The following is an 18,413-nucleotide window of genomic DNA, read 5'->3' on the forward strand; positions in this document are numbered from 1 at the left end:
TGCTTCGTTCGTTCGTGCGCCCGGTCGCGGTCCGGCGATCGAGCCTGGCTGTCCCATGCTGACGTTCACTTAGACCCCCGTCGCGGGTTCGAGCTCGTAGCCGGCGACCCGGGCCGCTCGCTCGCCGAAGTGCGGGAATTCGACGTCGAACGGCCACTCCTCGCCGGAGCTGACGTCCTCCTCGACGTTCTCGATGACGCTCTCGAGTTCCTCACCCTCCGCGTCGAAGAACGTGGCCCGGATCTCGATGTAGCTCAGCGATCGCTCGCCGACGTTCCTGACGACCCCCCAGACGTAGACTCGTTCGTCCTCCGTCCCGGGGTTTTCGCGCACGAGGTCGTCGTAGACGATCTCGACGTCGCCCGGTTCGGTGATCTCCTCGCCGTCCCCCTCGAAGTAACTGAGACAGCCGGCGAGCGGGAAGAGCGCGGCGACCCCGAGGAACGCGCGGCGATACATCGTCGGCCGGTACGTGCGGCTGAAACTTCAGCGTTCGGAACCGGCACACGTGACGATACCGACGGGCGGATCGTCGACGGAAGCGCGTACGGATCCCGATCGGCCGGCGCACACCCGGCTGTCGCGACAGACTTTTCACCACTGGATCCTACCACCTAGTTGTATGAGCGACTTCGATCAGTTCAGTGAGGTCGGCGAAGCGGACGTAACGCGCGCGATCGGACAGGAGTGGACCGAGGAGTTCATGGACTTCTCGGACTCCGACGTCATCATCGTCGGCGGCGGCCCGTCCGGGCTGACCGCCGCCAAGGAACTCTCCGAGCGGGGCGTGAAGACGATGGTCGTCGAGAAGAACAACTACCTCGGCGGCGGCTTCTGGCTCGGCGGCTTCCTGATGAACAAGGTGACGGTCCGCGACCCCGCCCAGCAGATTCTCGACGAACTCGACGTCGACTACAAGCAGGCCGCCGACAGCGAGGGACTGTACGTCGCCAACGGACCCGAGGCCTGTTCCGGGCTCATCAAGGCCGCCTGCGACGCGGGCGCGAAGATGCAGAACATGACCGAGTTCACCGACATCGTCATCCGCGAGGATCACAAGGTCTCGGGGATCGTGATGAACTGGACGCCGGTCCACGCCCTGCCCCGCGAGATCACCTGCGTCGACCCGATCGCCGTCGAGGCCGATCTGGTCATCGACGCGACCGGCCACGACGCGATGGCGATCACGAAACTCGACGAACGCGGCGTGCTCGACGCGCCCGGCGTCAAGGACGCCCGCGAGCGCGGCCAGGTCATGGACCAGACCGGCTCCGACTCCTACGGCGCGCCCGGTCACGACTCGCCCGGCCACGACTCGATGTGGGTCGGCAAGTCCGAGGACGCCGTCGTCGAACACACCGGCCTCGTCCACGACGGCCTCGTCGCGACCGGGATGGCCGTCGCGACGGCCTACGGCCTCCCGCGGATGGGGCCGACGTTCGGCGCCATGCTCGTCTCCGGCAAGCGCGCCGCCCAGGAGGCGATCGACGAACTCGGCGTCGACGCCGATCCGGTCGACATCACCAGCCGCGCGACCCCCGCCGACGACTGACCGCGGCGCGACACGGCGATCAAACCCCTTCTCTCGCCCCGATCTCCCGTCGAGCGACGGCTTCGGGACGGTTCGCCGGCGCGTCCGCGCGATTCGCGGTACGGTCGTCGGCCGTGACGGTCACCACATTTATCATGATCGTGCGTGAATCCCTTCGAACTGATGTCGATCGACCCCGCCGCCGTCGGCGTCGTCTACGTGGGGATCGGCACGCTCTCGCTTGGCTTTCTCAGAACCGCCTACAGGTATCGCGAAAAGCCCGGGAGTACCGGGTTCGCCCTTCTCGTGATCGCGATCGGCCTGTGGTCGACCAGCGTGGGCGTCGGGTACGCGATCGATCGGGTGGCGGGGTCGATCGCGATCTACGCGCTTCGGATCCTCGCGGCGCAACTGGTCGCCGTCGGCTGCGTCCTGCTGGCCGTCGAGTACACCGATCAGCGCGACGTCTCGGCCGCGGTGGCCGCCGTGCTGATCGGCTATCTGCTCGCCGGCCAGGCGTTCGTCTGGACGAACGGCGCGCACGGACTCGTCTTCCGCGTCGGCTCCGGCGGGGCCGGAACGCTGTTCTTCGACGTCGACTACGGCCCCGTCTTCTGGCTCCACTCCGGACTCGGGTACGCGCTCGTCGTCCTCTCGAGCGGGCTGTTGATCGTCGAGTTCTGGAGTTCGACGGGCGCCCGTCGACGACAGAGCGCCATCCTCGCGCTCGCGCTGCCGTTTCCGCTGCTCCTGAACGCCGTCTCGAACCTCGACGTCGTCCCGGTGTCGTACGATCTGACGCCGATCGGCTTCCTCGCGAGCGAGGTGCTCTACACGTGGGCGCTGTACGGCGCGGGATTTCTCAGCGTCGTCCCGATCGCCAGGCGGACGGCGATCGACGCGATGGACGACCCCTACGTCACGCTCGACCGGGAGCGGATCGTGGTCGACCTCAACGACGCCGCCGCGCGGATCCTCGACGTGGACGACGGCGTGGTCGGGGCGCGCGCCGAGAGCGCGTTCGCCGATCACCCGGCGCTCGTCTCCGTTCTGGCGGACGGCGAGACGGCGCAAGCGGAGCTCACGATCGACGGCCGGGACGAGCGCTACCACTTTCACGTGACGCTGACGCCGCTGTCGCGCACGTCGAACCACCGCGGAAGCGTGCTCGTCATGCGCGACATCTCGTCGCTGAAACGCCGGGAGGAACAGCTCCGACGGCGGGAGGCCGAACTGGATCTCCTCCGACAGGTGTTCACCCGCGTGCTTCGACACAACCTCCGGAACTCGCTTTGTATCGTCAACGGTCACGGCGAGACGATCGCGGCGGAGGCCGACGAGCCGTTCGCCGATATGGGGGCCGCGATCGCCGCGGAGGGCGACCACCTCGACGCCCTCGCGCAGAAGACCACGACGATCGCCCGCCTCGTCGACGACCACGAGATCGTGCGCTACGATCTCGTCGATCGGGTCCGATCGATCGCCGACGCGATCGCGGACGACCATCCGAACGCGACGATCGAGTGCTCGCTCCCCGATGCGGCGCCGATCATCGCGAGCAACGGCCTCGACGCGGCGCTCCGGAACCTGATCGAAAACGCCGTCGAACACGGCGCTCCGAACGCCGACTCGCGCGCTCGCGAGGACGACTCGGTGCAACGCTCCGCGGGCTCTCGACCGGACGCCTGCGAGACCGACGCATCGAGGACGAGCGACGGCCCGACGGTTCGAATCGGCGTCCGTCGGAGCGGCGAGACGACGACGCTCGAGATCGCCGACGACGGACCCGGCATTCCCCAACACGAGATCGACGTCCTCCGGGAGGGACGGGAGACGACCCTCGAGCACGGCAGCGGGCTCGGGCTCTGGCTCGTCGACTGGGTCGTCGCCCACTCCGGCGGCGACCTCTCGTTCGAGTCGACGGCGGCGGGAACGACGGTCGCGGTCCGGTTCGAGGCCGCCGCGTCCGACGCGATCGACTGACCGCGATCGGTCGGTTCGGCGGCGGCGCGACGCGCCTTCGAATCGCTCCGGCGAACCGGGCGTTCGATTCGTGATCCATCAGAACCGTAACCAATACTACGACGAACCCGCTACTGGACCGACGATGCAGAGCCGATCGACGCTGGACGACTGGTCGACGAGCGGCGGCCGATCGATCGCGACGGGGGGAACGGCCGGAGAATGATTCCGACCCGGATCGCCGTCGACGAGACGCTTCCCGCGCACGGACCGATCAGGTACGCGCTGGCGGAGTACGCGGCGGCGAACGTCGGGGAGGATGCCGCGATCAGCCGCCTCCACCGGGTCTTTTACCCGGTGTTCCGCGTCGAGTACGCATACGAGGCGCCGGGACGGCTCCCTTGGGGCGACTCGAGCGAGCGCGCGGTCGCGCTGCTGGATGGACTCTGGGCCGACAACCACGCGGCGCTCCAGCGGTACCGATCGCCGACGTCGTCGACCGTGGATATCTCGCTCGAAGGCTATGACTTCGGCCTCGACGAGACGGGGCTCGGACGATCCGTGCTGCTCGAGTTTCGGGTCCCGACCCGGCGGGCGAAGCGGCTGCTTCCGGAGCGGTTCGACGACCTCCGGCAGTCGGCGGCGTTCGACGATCCGCGATCGGTCACCGACTCCTTCGCCGACACCCTCCGGGAGACGTTCGGGCTCCCCGACGGCGTCGACGCCGGGACGTTCGACGAGGTGGTCGACGTGACGCGGCTTTACCTGCCGTTCTGGGTGGCCGAGGTGTACCGCCCCGACGAGCGCGACCTGATCGGCGTCGTTCGCAGCGTCGAGGACGTCCGGACCGACGGCTCGACGAGTCACGACTGGCTCGCGTCGTTCCTCCGCGAGGACACCGAGCGACTGGCGCGGTACGCCCACACGACGATCCGGCGGACGATCGACGGCACGCCGACGGCCGACGAGTCGGCGACGGACGAGACCGGAGCCGCGTCGACCGACGGGGACGCCGCGGTCGCAGACGGGACCGCGGCCGCGACCGAACGGGAGTCCGGCTCGGCGGCGGAGGCCGACTCGCCCCGCGACGAGGCGGACTCCACGCCCGGCGACGAGCCGATCCAGCCCGAGGAGGCCGACCTCGAGGCCGCCTACCTGGTCGATCAGAGTCCCGATCGCTGCTTCGCCGACGTCGGCGGGATGGCCGACCTCGAGTCGACGCTCCGGCGGTCGGTGATCGGCCCGGTCGAGCGGCCCGAGCAGTTCCGGGAGTACGGTCTCGATCCCGTCTCCGGCGTCCTGCTGTACGGTCCGCCGGGCTGCGGGAAGACCTACGTCGCCGCCGCACTGGCGGGCGAACTCGACTACGCCTTCCTCGAGGTGACGCCCGCGGACCTCTCGAGCAAGTACATGGGCAAGCCCGCGGAGAACGTCCGAGACGTCTTCGCGATCGCCAAAGCGAACCAGCCCTGCGTCCTCTTTCTCGACGAGATCGACGCGATCGCGAGCGCCCGCGAGGAGCAGTCGAGCACGAGCGAGCGGGGCATGGTCAACCAACTGCTGACGGAACTCGAGGACGTCGCGGGGTCGGAGGTGCTCGTGCTCGCGGCGACGAACCTGCTCGACGACGTCGACGACGCCATCCTCCGGACGGGCCGGTTCGACGAACGAATCGAGGTGCCGCCGCCGGACGCTCCCGCGCGACGGGAGATCCTCGAGATCCACCTCGAAGGGCGACCGCTCGCGGACGACCGCTCGCTGTCGCCCGTCGTCGATCGGACAGCCGGGTACGCGTCGAGTGATCTCGAGTACGTCGTCGCCGACGCGGCCCGGCGGGCGCTCCGCGACGGGTCGCCGATCGAAACCGCGGACCTGCTGGCCGCCGTCGACGACACGGACTCGAGCGTCCCCGATTGGGGCGGGAGCGCGGTCGGCGACGGCCGGACGGTGACCCAGCCCGACGGCGTCGACCTGAGCGCCCGATCGCTCGTCGCGACGGATACGGGACGGACCTTCGCCGACGTCGGCGGGATGGGCGACCTGAAAGCGCGACTGCGCGAGACCGTCGTCGACCCCTTCGAGAACGCCGATCGGTACGCGGAGTACGGCCTCGCCGCGACGAACGGCGTCCTGCTGTACGGCCCGCCGGGCTGCGGGAAGACCTACCTCGCGGGGGCGCTGGCCGGCGAACTCGACGTCGCCTTCCTCGAGGTGACGCCCGCGGACCTGACGAGCAAGTGGATGGGCAAGCCCGCACAGAACGTGGCCGACCTGTTCGCGATCGCCCGGGCGAACCAGCCTTGCGTCGTCTTTCTCGACGAGATCGACGCGGTCGCGGGTCGGCGAGCGGGGCGCGACGGCGCCAGCCAGCGCCAGATGGTCAACCAGTTCCTGACGGAACTCGAGACCGTCGACGGCGACGACGTCGTGGTCGTCGCCGCGACGAACCGGATCGACGACGTCGACGACGCCATCCTCCGATCGGGCCGGTTCGACGAGCGGATCGAGGTGCCGCCGCCGGACGCCCCCGCGCGACGGGAGATCCTGCAGGTTCACCTCGCCGATCGGCCCCTCGCCGACGGCGTCTCGTGGACGGCTCCCGTCGAGTACACGGCCGGATACGCGGCGAGCGATCTCGCCTTGCTCGCGGACAACGCCGCCCGGAAGGCGATGCAAGCGGGGGATCTCGTTCGCGAACGGCACCTCTTGGAGGCGGTCTCGGAGACACGATCGAGCATCGAGACCGACGGGAACGCGGCCGGCGCCGGTCGGCCGGTAGAGAGCTGGTACCGCTGACGACGGCGATCGATCGACGCTGGCGCTCGTCGGGAGCGGCGGCGCGGACGCGGAAATCCACACCGTTTTCGGGACTCGCGAGCAGCGTTCGCGCATGAAACTCGTCGTCACCGGCGCGACCGGCGGTGCGGGTAGTTGGATCGTCGAGCACTTCGCGAGCGAGGGCCACGACGTCGTCGGCGTCGACCTCGAGCGCCCGCCGCGAGAGCGCGAGAACGTCACCTTCCTCGCGGCCGACCTCACGGAGCAGGGACGGGCGTGGGAGACGATCCTGGAACACGACCCGGACGCGGTCGTTCACTTCGCGGGAATTCCGCGAATGGGGATCGCGCCCGAGACGGAGACCGTCCTGACGAACGTCGCAACCGCGTACCACGCGTTCGAGGCTGCGGGCCGGGCCGGCGCCGACGTAGTCTGGACCTCGAGCGAGAGCCTCTACGGGATGCCGTTCGCCGCCGAGCCGTTCCTCCCCGACTCCCTGCCGATCGACGAGGCGCACCCGCAGCGGCCCGAGGACGGCTACGGGGCCTCGAAACTCGTCGGCGAGGAACTCGCGAAGAAGACGGTCCGGAAGCACGGGATCTCGATCGCCTCGATCCGGCCGTCGTGGATCCAGTACCCGGGCGAGTACGAAGCCCGCGAGGTCGCCGCGGACTTCGACCCGGCGACGGCCGACCCGAGCGGCAACTTCTGGTCGTACGTCGACGTGCGCGACGTGGTCTCGATCGTCGACGCCGCCCTCCGCGCGGACCTCGGCGGTCACGAGGCGTACCACGCGATGGCCCCGGACAACTACCTCGGTCGGCCGACCGCGGCGACCGTCGAGGCGGTCTTCGGCGACCTCCCCGCGGACTGCGACCTCGACGGCGAGCGGTCGGCGTTCTCGACGGCGAAGGCCGAACGGGAGCTGGGCTGGGAACCGTCCCACACCTGGCGCGACGCCGAGACCGAGCGGGTCGAGGGGCCCGCGTTTCTGCGCGAGTAGCGCCGGTCTCGCGGTCCGGCGGTCAGCATCGATTCCGCGATCGCCAGCGCCGGATCTGCGATTCGGTCGAGTAACGTCGGTTTCGCCCGGGTTGTCGTACGGATCGGTCGGCAACCGCAACTGTTTCACCCAGTGGTACGACTAGGTAGTACATGGTCGAACGCGTTATCTGCTATCGGGCGCCCACCACCGTCGCCGACGTCGACGCGATCGCCGACTGGCTCGCGGAACGGGTCGACGCGACGGTCGAAACCCGGGAGCGATTCCTCGACGTCCACCGCACGGACGGCCTCGCGGAGCGGTTCGCCGAGGCGCGCGTGCGCTCACCCTACGATCGCGACACGGGCAACGCGATGCTCGGGACGATCCGGTACGAGGAGCGCGCCCTCGAGAATCCCGAGCGCGAAGGGGGCGTCCTCTACGACGGCGTGGGGATCCAGCGGGCGCTCAACGCCGCGCTTCCCGCCGCGGAACGGGGGCTCGAGACGCTGCACGTGGCGGTTCTCGATCGGGCGATCGGAACCTGGGGCGACCACGACGGCCGCTGGCACAAACGTGTGAACGTCCTCGGGCAACCGGCGATCGTCTCGGTGCCCGGCCTCTACGAGGCGCCGGCGAAGCCGGAAGAGTATTACAAGGAGAAGCAACGACACGCCCTGCTCTCGGGCGATACGCCGCCGCGGGAAGTCCTCGAGAACCGGGTGGACGGAGAGTTCCTGATCGAGGACGACCCGCGGACGACCGACGCGCTGTGCGGGTACGTCCTGCAGGCCTACGACGTCCTCGAAACGGGCGAGGCGTTCTGCGATCGCGAGGGGTGTCGGCTCTACAACGCCCACTACCACGAGGGCCTGATCGAGGCCCAGCTTCGCGATCCGGAGTTCTGCGACGAGCACGATCGGCTGTACGGGACGGCGTGAGTCGGGCGCGATCCCGGTCCGAGGCGGTGCGAGAACTACCCGATCCGACCGCCGGTCAGTCGTACGACGCCGAAGACGTGTCGCTCGTCCGCGATCGCGTCCGATCGCTCGCGAAGCCGGGCGTGGGCGTCGCCGATCTTCTCGTCGAGGCGTCGGGTCGGATCGTTCTCGTACCGCAGTTTCGTCGTGGGCGGCGTCGAGAGGACGACGATCCCGCGGAAGGTGGCGTTGACCGGCGGCGCGTACCACTCGGCGCTACTGGCGGCGTTCGCGAGCACGACGTGTCCGCCGGGGCCGACGAAGTCGCACCAGTCGTCGACCGCACCCGTCGGATCGTCGAGCATCCCGACGACGAACGTGGCGAGGATCGCGTCGACGTCTCCCGGTACGTCGTCCGAAACCTCGCCGTCTCGACCGATCGGCGGCCGCGTCGCGTCCCCGCGGACGACGTGGACGTTATCATACGCGGCGGTCACCTCCCGGGCTCGATCGAGCACCGGTCGCGTGAAGTCGATCCCGACGACGGCGCCCTCGGGACCGACCCGGTCGCGAAGGTAGGGCAGGTTCGCGCCCGTCCCGCAGCCCATCTCGACGACGGTGTCGCCCCGATCGAGGCGGCAGGCGGCGGCCGCCCGCTCGCGAAGTCGGGGGATTCCCGGCGTTCGGCGGGCGATCAGGTCGTACAGCCGCGCCCAGCGGCCGTAGAATTCCTGTGCCGTCTCGGTCGCGGCGGGCGTGTGCGGGGTGGCCATGGTGGGATGTACAGATGCGATTTCGAGCGATAAAGCAGCCCGGGTGCGTCTCAGCGGAGTGAGCGGCGTCTCGGCGGGAGGAACGGCCGCTCAGATGAGCGATCGGATCGTATCCGCGACCGACTCGGGGTCCGGTCCGAGCACGTAAGTAATGGGTTCGATCCCCATGCCGCCGGTCTGGTACAGCACGGTCGCGTCCGGTTCGGCGTCGAGCGCGTCGGCGACGCTCGAGGCGACGTCCTCGGCCTCGTCGAACTCGGCGGTCACGTGACCGCGGTCGGTCAACTCCGCGAGCAGTTTCGGGTCGTACCTGATGTTGATCCCCGCGGAGACGTCCGCGCCCGATCGCCGTGCCGCGAGCAGGACCGTCGCGACGTGTTCGGAGACGCCGAACTCGGGATCGGCCGGCACCGTCGCCTTCCCCTTCACGTCGAAGATGCGGCCGGGGACGCCGGCGACGTCGTCGATGCCCTCGGCGTCGGGGGTGCACGCGACCAGGTTCGAGCCGACGGCGGGGATCAACCCGGCGAAGCCGCTCGCGTTCTCCAGGATGCGCAGCCCGCGACGGAGCGAGGAGAGGACGCGCTCGCTGGTCCGGAGGTCGCTCTCCGGGTCGTGGACGCGGAAGCTCTCGCCGTGGTCGGCGAGTTCGGGGACGGCCTCCTCGTGCAACTGCGCGAGCAGGTCGCCGCCGGTCTCGAGTTCCCGGATGAGGACCTCGATCTCGATCAGCGCCCGGACGGGCCTGACGTCGCCGGCCGCGAGTCCGTCCGCGAGCTCGTCGACGAGGGCTTCGACGCGCCGATCGTTGGCGATGCGATCGTTGACGGTGACGTCGCCGTGGGCGTACTTGGAGACGGCGCTCTGGCTGATTCCGAGGACGTCGGCGACTTCGCTCTGGGTGAGCCCTCGATCGCGCAGCGCACCGGCGAGCAGCGACCTGACTGTCGGGAGAAACTCATCGACGACGATCTCTTCGACGAATTGCATTCGTTGGCGCCCGCTACGGGTCCCGACGGAATAACTTGTGCGACCTGCTCGCGACAGCGGCCGTCGCTCCGGACGGCGATCGTCCCGCGCCCAACCAGTAAGTTCAACTCGTCGCCGCAAAACCAGTGGTGTATGCGTCCGACGCGTCGACTGTGGGCGGCGGGGCTTCTCGCGCTCGCCTGCGCGGGGCTCGCGGTCGTCTTCGCTCGCCCGCTGCTACTGGCGGCGACGGCGGCGATCGGCGCGTGGATTCTCGCCAGACAGTACCTGTTCGTCGCGACCCTTCGAACCGAAGTCGAGTCGCTGACGGTCGCGCAGTCGAGCGCCGCGAGCGCCGTCCGGACCGGCGAGGAGACGCCGGTGACGATCGCCGCGGAGCGGTCGGCGCCGAGTTCGCTCTCGCTCGCGCTGGCGGCCGGCGTGCCGACGGTATGTCGCGCGACCGACGCCGAGCCGCCGTCGCTCTCGCTCGAGCCCGGCGAGTCGACCGCCCGGACGACGGCGACCGTCGAGTGGCCCGTCGCGGGTCGCCACGCGTTCGCGCCGGCCCGACTCACCGCGACCGACGGGCTCTTCGAGAGCGCGATCGACGTCGGATCGACGCCGACGGTCACGGTCGAACCCCGCGGTCCCCGGGCGGTTCACGTCGGATCGGGCGGCGACCGCGTCGCGATCGCCCAGGGCTCGCACGAGGTGGGTCGAACGGGGTCGGGACTCGAACCGGCCGAGCTCCGCGAGTACGTCGCCGGCGACACCACCGAACGAATCGACTGGAAGGCGACGGCCCGCCTCGGCACCCCGCACGTCCGCGAGTACGAGAGCGAAACCGATCGGCCGACGGCCCTGATCGTCGATCACCGCGCGCCGCTCGCAACGGGGCCGCCGGACGAGACGAAACTCGACTACCTGCGCGAGGCCGCCCTCTCGATCGCCACGAGCGCGCGCCGACTCGACGATCCGCTCGGCCTGGTGACGGTCGGCGACGGGGGACTGACAAACCGGATCGAGCGGTCGACGCGCTACCGGACGATCCGGAGGCGGCTCCTCGACCTCGAGCCGGACGGGGACAGATCGCGGAGCCGGGACGGCGCGGAAGGAGGCGGGACGCGGAAGCGTCGATCGACGGATCCGACCGTCGCGGTCGGACGATCGGTCGCGACGAACCCCCGATCGGCGCTCGAACGGCTGGGCGACGGCGACGACCCCTTCGCCCGGACGCTCGCCGCCTTCTACCGGACCCGAGAGCCCGCCCACGAGCGGGTCGGGACCGAGCCGTTGCTCGCCGGGGTCCGCGCCGCGACGGCTCGCCAGCGCGGCCGCGCCTGGACGATCATCTGCACGGACGATTCGGATCCGGCGACGGTTCGCGACGCCGTCGGGCTGGCGCGGGCTGGCGGTACCGAGGTCCTCGTCCTGCTCGCTCCGACCGTCCTCTACGAACCGGGCGACCTCGCCGATATCGAGCGGGCGTACGATCGGTACGCCGCGTTCGAACGGTTCCGCCGGGACCTCGACCGCACGGATCGGGTTCGGGCTCTCGAAGTCGCCCCCGGCGATCGACTCTCGGCAGTGCTCGCCGCCGGCGCGGACCGGACGCGGGGTGAGATCCGGTGACCGACGCGTCGTCGGCGCCCGCCGGCCGGCTCGAATCCGGGCTGTTGGCCCCCGACAGCGCGCGCTCGCAGTGGCCGGAGGCGATCGCGATCGCCGCGGTCGCGGCCGCGTTCGGGCTGATTTCGGGGCCGTTCGGCGTTCTGGCGGGGCTCGCTACCGCGATCGTCTGGTACGCCGCCGGGACGCCGTACGCGATCGCCGGCGGACACGTCCTGCTGGTCGCGCTCTTTCCGGGCGGGATCGGCGTCGTCCCGTTCGCGGTCGCCGAGGCGGCGTTCGTCGGGTTGCTCGTCGCCCCGGCCGTCCGCCTCGGCGGGACGACCGGCGCCCGCGCGACGGCGCGACTGATCGCGGTCACGCTGCTGGCCGCGCTCTCGCTGGCCGGCGTCGCGTGGCTCGCGGGCCGCGATCGGCCGCTGTGGGTCGCCGGACTGGTGACGCTCGGCGCGCTCGCGCTCGCGAGCTACGGCCTCCATCGGTACGAACTGGTCGCGTTCGGACTGGTGGTCGACGAACAGGCGACCGGCGCCGACGGAGACGCCCCTTCTCGCACGGAGACTGACGACCCATGAGCTTCGAATACAGCGACGACACCGCCCGGCGGACGGAGACGGCGGACGACGAGACGGACCGGAGAACCGATCGCGGGACCGATCGAACCGACTCCGAGCGCGGGCGATCGGACGCGAGGGGCGATCGTCCGGCTCCAGAGGTCGATCGGGTCGACGCGACCGAGGACGACCTCGATCGGTCGGTCCGGTTGGAGCTGCTCGCGGCGGAGAACCGCCGGCTCCGGGCCGAGTACGCTCGCGTCCGCCAGTCCAGGTACCGCCGCACGGCGATCGGGCTCGCGGCGATCGGGCTCGCGGCGATCGCAGGCGGCGCGCTCTTTCCGGGCAGTCGCGAGGTGCTCGTCGCGTTCGGCGCGACCGGGCTGTTCGGGAGCGTGCTCACGTACGCCCTCGCGCCCGAGCGGGTCGTCGCCGCGGACGTCGGCGAGCGCGTCTACGCCGCCCAGGCCGCCAACGGGGCCGCGATCGCGACCGAACTCGGCCTCCGAGACGATCGGCTCTACGTCCCGGTCGCGGCGGGAGACGGCGCCGAACTGTACGTGCCCGCCCACGCGGATTCCGAGCCGCCCGACGTCCCGGACGGGCCGTTCGTCCTCGAGGCGGCCGGACGGGGGCTCCTCCTGGAAGCGACCGGCGGCCCGCTCTTTCGGGAGTTTCGGCGAACGCTGACCGACGAGCCGGCGACCGACCCCGCGGCGCTGGCGACGCAGCTGTGCGAGGCGCTCGTCGAGGGATTCGAACTGGCCGACCGCGCCCGGCCGGACGTCGACGCCGCGACCGGCCGCGTCACCGTCGCGGTCGCGAACGGCGCGTTCGGCGACGTCGATCGGTTCGACCACCCGATCGCGTCGTTCGTCGCCGTCGGGCTGGCAGCCGGCCTCGACCGGCCGGTCGAGCTGTCGGTCGACGCCGGCGACGAGCGATCGGACTGGCTGGTCACCTGCCGCTTCGAGCCGCCGGCGGAAGCGCGAGACTCGACGGGGCGCGCGGACGGAGATGCCGATTCGAGCGCGCCCGCCGACGCGTAAGGACCGATCGCGATCCGCGTCGGATCGGCGCCCCGGTTCGCGTTCTCGGATCGATTCCGATCGTCTCAGGAGTGTTAGGGCTGTTCCAGGGCGTATCAGGCCGTCTCGCCGGCGATCGATTCGAGCTCGTCGATGTCGGCGTCGGGCACGTCGACCGACTCGAGGACCGCCGAGACGACGTCGTCGGGGGCGACGTTGCCGAGATCGGCGTCGGTGCTCAACACGAGCCGGTGGGCGAGGATCTGGGGCGCGAGCGCCTTCGCGTCGTCCGGGATCGCGTACGCCCGGCCGCGGACGGCCGCCCGCGCCTTGACCCCGTCGAGGAACGCGAGGCTGGCCCGGGGCGAGGCGCCGACCGTCACGTCTGGGTGCGATCGCGTCGCGCCGACGAGGTCGAGGATGTACGCTTTGACCGGATCCGCGACGTGGACCGCCATCGCCGTCTCCCGCGCGGCGAGGATGTCGTCGACGGCGACGGGACGACCGATATCGTCGGGGCCGAGGTCGGGCTCGCTGTCGAACCGATCGAGCAGTTTCGATTCGACCGCCCGATCGGGGAGGTCGATCGCGAGTCTGAACATGAAGCGGTCGCGCTGGGCTTCGGGCAGTTCGAAGACGCCCTCCATCTCGATCGGGTTCTGGGTCGCGACGACCATGAACGGCTCCGGCAGCGACAGCGTCTCCCCCTCGATCGTGACCGTCCGCTCCTGCATGGCCTCGAGGAGGGCGCTCTGCGTTTTCGGGGTCGCGCGGTTGATCTCGTCGGCGACCACCAGGTTCGAGAAGACGGGGCCCCGTCGGAGGTCGAACTCGCCGGCGTCCTCGTGGTAGACGTGGGTGCCGGTGATGTCCGCCGGCAGGATGTCCGGCGTCATCTGGATGCGCGTGAACTCGAGCCCGGTCGCGCGGGCGAACAGGCTCGCGATCGTCGTTTTCGCGACCCCCGGTACACCCTCGATGAGGAGGTGGCCGCGGGTCAGCAGGGCGATCGTGAGGTGCTCGATCGCCGCCTCGTTGCCGACCAGGACGCGGTCGACCTCGTTGCGAACCGCCTCGTAGATCGCCTGCGGATCGCCGCGATCGTCAGTCCGATCCGTCTCGCTCATGCTGGCTTCCTTTCGACCGGGTCCGGTTAAGGGCTGCTATCACCCGTCGAACGCGGTCGTCGTCCCAGTCGGGGTGGCGACGGCGGAGGGAGGCGGCGCGCTCGGCGCCCGAGAGCTCGGCCGTCGCGATCGACTCGGGACGGCGCGACGACCGCGACAGGCGCTTCCGGACGGCGCCGATCGTCGGGGCGAGCGGCCGCCGCGAGAGCGCGGCGACGACGCCCACGACGAGGAGTCCGATCGCCGCCTGGAGCGAACTCGAAGAGCGGATCGCGGCCACCGCGCCGACGAGCGGGGGCGCCTCGTCGCCGTGCGATCGATCGATCAGGACGCGGTCGGCGTCGGCGTACTGCGCCCGGAGGAACGCCGCGTTGTCGGGCTCGCCGTACATCGCGTTGATCGCGATGCTGGGATCGCCGACGGCGACGACCGTCCCGTCGCCCACGGATTCGACCGTCGCGACGGGGCGGGTTCCGAGCGAGTCCTCGCCGTCGAGCTCGTCGTCCTCGGCGTCGCCGAGGTAGGCGTACTCGCTCGTCGAGACGAGCACCGTCGCGCCGTTCGGCTCGATCGCCGTCGCGTAGTTCAGCGAGAGCCGCTCGACGCCCGCCGTGCGCGAGCGGTTTGCGACGGTCGTCGCGACGGGCATCGCCGGCCCGCGATCGTAGCGGCGGGTGTCGAGGACGAGGCGGCCGTCGACTCGCGCGTCGGCGCCGACGGCCGCGAGCAGGTCGGCGCCGGGCTCGCCGAAGTTCTCGAGGACGACCAGCGTCCCGCCGGACTCGACGAACCGGCGAATCCGCTCGCGGTCCTCGTCGCCGTAGCTCGACTCGGGGGCGACGACGAACGCGACCGTCTCGTTCGCCCGCACCTCGTCGTAGCGCGCCGTCTCGCGGATCACCTCGTGTTCCGTCCCGGGGTCCGACTCGATCTCGTCCCGGAACTCGCTGGTCCCGTCCCACGCGGGGTTGTAGAGCCCGAACGCCGCGGTCGAGGTCGTCGCCGCGACGAGGAGGCTGCCGAGGACCGCCGCCGAGAGCGCGACCAGGAGAACCCGCGGCCAGTCGATCCCGTCCCGATCGCGGAGCCACGTTCGCGGGGTCATCTTTCCGGCCCCTCCGATCGCGGTCGAGCCGGCGTCACACCGGCAACACCTCCGGCGGCAGGATCGCGAGAACCCGCCTGACGACGACGATCGCGAACCCGACGAGGCCGAGCGCGATCAGGACGAGCAGCCGCCGGCGCCACGCCGGCGTCACGGCGATCGGCGCCGTGAGTTCGGTGACGAGCAACAGGCCGATCAGCGAACACACGAAGACGAGCTCGTACGACAGCGCGCCGAGCAGGGTCAGGACCACGATCGTCGCCACCATCCAGGCGAGCTGTGCGTGGACGAATCGCATCCGGCGCCGCGTCGACATCTACTCGAGTGAGTGCGGCGGGATACCGTAAATCTCCCGCTCCCGTTTTCGATCGCGATCGCTGCGATCGGTAGCGTGTTTGAAAGCGCGACTCGACGCGAGAGGATCGATCGAGTACACGATCGTCTCAACGTCGTGTCCACACAGTGAATAGAACGCAATCGCGATCGATTTTTCGTCCGGAATTCGATGTTCCGGTACTGCTAACTGTGGGTTCGAAGAAGCGGGCAGTATGTTCGGAACGAGCGGTATTCGCGGCACCGTCGGCGAAGAGGTTACTGCGTCGCTCGCGCTCTCGGTCGGGCGCGCGGTCGCGTCCGAGGGGTACGAGCGAGTCGTCGTCGGTCGCGATCCGCGGGCGAGCGGCGCGGTACTGCTGGACGCGGTGACCGCCGGGCTGCGGGAGTGCGGCGCCGAGGTGATCGAGGTCGGCGTCGAGGCGACGCCGACGATCGCCCGCGCCGTGGGCGCGTACGACGCGGACGCGGGCGTCGTCGTGACGGCCTCGCACAACCCGGCGACGGACAACGGGATCAAGCTCTGGACGCCCTCCGGGAAGGCGTTCGGGCCCGAAGCGCGCGAGGCGATCGAAGAGCGCCTGGCGTCGGAGGAGTACGACCTGCGGCCGTGGGACGGCCTCGGCGCGAAGCGATTCCGCGAGGACGCGACGGAGCGCCACGCCGCGACGCTACGCGAGGCGGTCTCGATCGAGGAGCCGCCGGAGGTCGTCGTCGACGTGGGCAACGGCGCCGGCGGGATCACCGCGCGCGTGTTGGCCGACCTGGGCTGTCGCGTCGAGACGCTGAACGGCCAGCCCGACGGGGCGTTCCCCGGCCGCCCCAGCGAGCCCAACCGGGAGACGCTGGGGACGCTCATGACCGTGGTCGGGGAGACCGACGCCGCGATCGGCGTCGCCCACGACGGGGACGCCGATCGGCTCGTCGCGGTCGACGAGACCGGCGCGTTCGTCCCGAAGGACGTCCTGCTGGCGCTGTTCGCGCGCGAGGCCGCGGGCGAAGGCGATCGGGTCGCGGCGCCGGTCGACACGAGCCTCGCGGTCGACGACGCGCTGGCCGAGGTGGGCGCGTCGGTGACGCGGACCGCGGTCGGCGACGTCTACGTGGCCGAGCGGGCGACCGCCGAGGACGTCACGTTCGGCGGCGAACCCAGCGGCGCCTGGATCTGGCCCGACGAGACGCTCTGCCCCGACGCGCCGCTTGCCGCGTGCAAACTCGTCGAACTGGTCGCCGATCGGGGGCCGCTGTCCGCGCTCGTCGAGTCGGTCTCGACGTACCCGATCGAGCGCTCGTCGATCGAGGTGGCGGACAAGGCGGGCGTCATGGAGCGGGTCGCCGAGCGGGTTCGCGATCGGTACGACGACGTGGAGACGCTCGACGGCGTCCGCGTCGACGCCGGCGAGGGCTGGTTCCTCGTGCGCGCGAGCGGGACCGAACCCGTGGTCCGGGTGACCGCGGAGGCCCGCGACGAGGCGCGGGCCGGCGAGCTGGCCGAGGAGGCGACGTCGATCGTCGCCGCCGCGACGGAGTGACGGCGCGATCGGCGTCGGAGCGGCGGATTCGCAGCCGGTGAAACACCGCTTTCAGTCCCTGACGCGGACCCGAGAGGATAGAGGCGTCTTCGATCCACGTACATTCATGCTCCCGTGGGAACACGCTGCGATCGCGTACCTGCTCTACTCCGGCTACTCGCGGTGGTGTCGCGGCGCCCTGCCCGCTGCGCGGCCGGTCCTCGTCGTGCTGATCGCCTCGCAACTGCCTGACCTGCTCGACAAACCGCTGGCGTGGCAGTTCGGACTCGTTCCGAGCGGCCGATCGGTCGCCCACTCCGCGTTCATCGCCGTCCCGCTCGCCCTCGCCGCGCTGGAACTCGCGCGACGGCGCGACGGAACGCCGCTTGGCGCGGGGTTCGCGATCGGCTATCTCTCGCACCTCGCGACCGATGCGGTCCCGCTGTACCCGGGGCGATCGACCAGTTTCGCGAGCGTCCTCTGGCCGCTCGTCGAGTACGAGCCCGCCACGCAGTACGAGGGTTTCCTCGAGCAAACGCTGGAGATACTGACCGCCGCCGCGACGTCGCTCGCGGAGCCGAGTCCGAGCGACCTGACCGGGCTCGCGTTCGTCGGACTCCTGCTCGGCGTCTGGCTCCTCGACGGCGCGCCGGGCGCCCGCCCCCTCCTCGGACTCGCCCGACGGCGGATCGATGCGATTCGAACGGCGGTTTCTCGCCGACGGTCTCCGAACTAGTACTCGGTCCGTTCGCGGCGGCCCGCGCGTTCGGTGACCGCGGGAAGCCGTCGCTCCCGGCCGATCGAGCGTCGACCCCAGCCGGCTTCGTGCCTCCGCAGTCAGCTCGCGAGCAGTGCAATCAGTACGGCTCGATGGTCGTCGAGCCGTCCCGCCCGTCACACCATCCGATCGAGCGATCGGATCACGTCCGACTGGATCCACACGCCGGGATTTCGCTGGTCGTAGATGAGTCCTTCCCCGTCCGCCAGGGAGAGCACCGCGTAGCGGTCCGGAATCGCGGCCGGTCCGGCGAGCCGACGCTCGGCGCCGCTCGTGGTGCGTTCGTCAGTCGATCGGTCAGTCCGCGGTGCCGCCGAAGTCAGGTCGTCCGAGTCCATCTGCTACTGCGGTGACGAGTCACCGATAGTTGTTAACTATTGCCATGCACGTATAAGCCTTACTCTCGGCCGATAGGAGTTGTATCACCGGT

At 70.5% G+C, this 18,413-nt stretch carries 17 protein-coding genes; 10 read left to right on the top strand and 7 right to left on the bottom strand.

All coding sequences use genetic code 11. The features are described from left to right. Positions 1 to 69: 69 nt before the first annotated feature. On the bottom strand, positions 70 to 459 hold the full coding sequence (locus tag MUH00_RS13120; protein ID WP_246999205.1) for an FxLYD domain-containing protein: 390 nt from the start codon (positions 457 to 459) through the stop codon (positions 70 to 72). A 163-nt stretch (positions 460 to 622) separates the two neighbouring features. On the opposite strand from MUH00_RS13120, the gene MUH00_RS13125 reads away from it, so the two are divergent. The 5 genes from MUH00_RS13125 to MUH00_RS13145 all read left to right on the top strand — a co-directional run bounded on the left by MUH00_RS13125 (position 623) and on the right by MUH00_RS13145 (position 8,194). Beyond that, positions 623 to 1,552 (top strand): sulfide-dependent adenosine diphosphate thiazole synthase, encoded by a 930-nt coding sequence (locus tag MUH00_RS13125; RefSeq protein WP_246999208.1) that lies wholly within the window; start codon positions 623 to 625, stop codon positions 1,550 to 1,552. 162 nt (positions 1,553 to 1,714) lie between these two features. Further along, positions 1,715 to 3,514: a histidine kinase N-terminal 7TM domain-containing protein gene (locus MUH00_RS13130; RefSeq protein ID WP_246999210.1), complete on the top strand. Its 1,800-nt coding sequence runs from the start codon at positions 1,715 to 1,717 to the stop codon at positions 3,512 to 3,514. A gap of 201 nt (positions 3,515 to 3,715) precedes the next feature. Then, positions 3,716 to 6,289, top strand: coding sequence for an AAA family ATPase (locus MUH00_RS13135; RefSeq protein WP_246999212.1), 2,574 nt, complete (start codon positions 3,716 to 3,718; stop codon positions 6,287 to 6,289). A 94-nt stretch (positions 6,290 to 6,383) separates the two neighbouring features. Next, positions 6,384 to 7,274, top strand: coding sequence for an NAD-dependent epimerase/dehydratase family protein (locus MUH00_RS13140; RefSeq protein ID WP_246999214.1), 891 nt, complete (start codon positions 6,384 to 6,386; stop codon positions 7,272 to 7,274). Positions 7,275 to 7,426: 152 nt separating this feature from the next. Then, a complete protein-coding gene (locus MUH00_RS13145) occupies positions 7,427 to 8,194 on the top strand; it encodes a DUF7001 family protein (protein ID WP_246999216.1) in 768 nt (255 codons plus the stop codon). Positions 8,195 to 8,229: 35 nt separating this feature from the next. On the opposite strand, the gene MUH00_RS13150 is transcribed toward MUH00_RS13145, so the two are convergent. Both MUH00_RS13150 and MUH00_RS13155 read right to left on the bottom strand, forming a co-directional pair. After that, positions 8,230 to 8,946: a class I SAM-dependent methyltransferase gene (locus MUH00_RS13150; protein ID WP_246999218.1), complete on the bottom strand. Its 717-nt coding sequence runs from the start codon at positions 8,944 to 8,946 to the stop codon at positions 8,230 to 8,232. A gap of 90 nt (positions 8,947 to 9,036) precedes the next feature. Beyond that, a complete protein-coding gene (locus tag MUH00_RS13155; protein ID WP_246999221.1) occupies positions 9,037 to 9,936 on the bottom strand; it encodes a thiamine-phosphate synthase family protein in 900 nt (299 codons plus the stop codon). Positions 9,937 to 10,068: 132 nt separating this feature from the next. Between MUH00_RS13155 and MUH00_RS13160 the strand changes: the two genes are divergently transcribed. From MUH00_RS13160 to MUH00_RS13170, 3 genes are read left to right on the top strand one after another with little or no spacing between them, the layout of a single operon-like run. Then, positions 10,069 to 11,550, top strand: coding sequence for a DUF58 domain-containing protein (locus MUH00_RS13160; protein WP_246999223.1), 1,482 nt, complete (start codon positions 10,069 to 10,071; stop codon positions 11,548 to 11,550). Then, positions 11,547 to 12,122, top strand: a complete 576-nt coding sequence (locus MUH00_RS13165; RefSeq protein WP_246999224.1) for a DUF8163 family membrane protein — start codon at positions 11,547 to 11,549, stop codon at positions 12,120 to 12,122. Before MUH00_RS13160 ends, MUH00_RS13165 begins: the two co-directional genes overlap by 4 nt. Next, positions 12,119 to 13,150, top strand: a complete 1,032-nt coding sequence (locus MUH00_RS13170) for a DUF7982 domain-containing protein (RefSeq protein ID WP_246999225.1) — start codon at positions 12,119 to 12,121, stop codon at positions 13,148 to 13,150. The genes MUH00_RS13165 and MUH00_RS13170 overlap by 4 nt, the downstream gene beginning before the upstream one ends. A gap of 95 nt (positions 13,151 to 13,245) precedes the next feature. Here MUH00_RS13170 and MUH00_RS13175 read toward each other — a convergent pair whose 3' ends face one another. The 3 genes from MUH00_RS13175 to MUH00_RS13185 are packed head-to-tail and all read right to left on the bottom strand — an operon-like array spanning position 13,246 to position 15,677. Beyond that, positions 13,246 to 14,256: an AAA family ATPase gene (locus MUH00_RS13175; protein WP_246999226.1), complete on the bottom strand. Its 1,011-nt coding sequence runs from the start codon at positions 14,254 to 14,256 to the stop codon at positions 13,246 to 13,248. Beyond that, on the bottom strand, positions 14,234 to 15,361 hold the full coding sequence (locus MUH00_RS13180) for a DUF4350 domain-containing protein (RefSeq protein ID WP_246999227.1): 1,128 nt from the start codon (positions 15,359 to 15,361) through the stop codon (positions 14,234 to 14,236). Before MUH00_RS13180 ends, MUH00_RS13175 begins: the two co-directional genes overlap by 23 nt. A 34-nt stretch (positions 15,362 to 15,395) precedes the next feature. After that, on the bottom strand, positions 15,396 to 15,677 hold the full coding sequence (locus tag MUH00_RS13185) for a DUF8044 family membrane protein (protein ID WP_246999228.1): 282 nt from the start codon (positions 15,675 to 15,677) through the stop codon (positions 15,396 to 15,398). Positions 15,678 to 15,909: 232 nt separating this feature from the next. Between MUH00_RS13185 and glmM the strand changes: the two genes are divergently transcribed. Beyond that, positions 15,910 to 17,226 carry a phosphoglucosamine mutase gene (gene glmM / locus MUH00_RS13190; RefSeq protein ID WP_246999234.1) on the top strand — a complete coding sequence of 439 codons (1,317 nt, stop codon included), beginning with the start codon at positions 15,910 to 15,912 and terminating at the stop codon, positions 17,224 to 17,226. Between the two features lie 106 nt (positions 17,227 to 17,332). Further along, positions 17,333 to 17,941 carry a metal-dependent hydrolase gene (locus tag MUH00_RS13195; RefSeq protein WP_246999236.1) on the top strand — a complete coding sequence of 203 codons (609 nt, stop codon included), beginning with the start codon at positions 17,333 to 17,335 and terminating at the stop codon, positions 17,939 to 17,941. A gap of 158 nt (positions 17,942 to 18,099) precedes the next feature. Here MUH00_RS13195 and MUH00_RS13200 read toward each other — a convergent pair whose 3' ends face one another. Next, positions 18,100 to 18,321, bottom strand: coding sequence for a hypothetical protein (locus tag MUH00_RS13200; protein WP_246999238.1), 222 nt, complete (start codon positions 18,319 to 18,321; stop codon positions 18,100 to 18,102). Between the last annotated feature and the right edge of the window lie 92 nt (positions 18,322 to 18,413).

Source organism: Halosolutus gelatinilyticus (genome assembly GCF_023028105.1).
Lineage (GTDB): Archaea > Halobacteriota > Halobacteria > Halobacteriales > Natrialbaceae > Halosolutus > Halosolutus gelatinilyticus.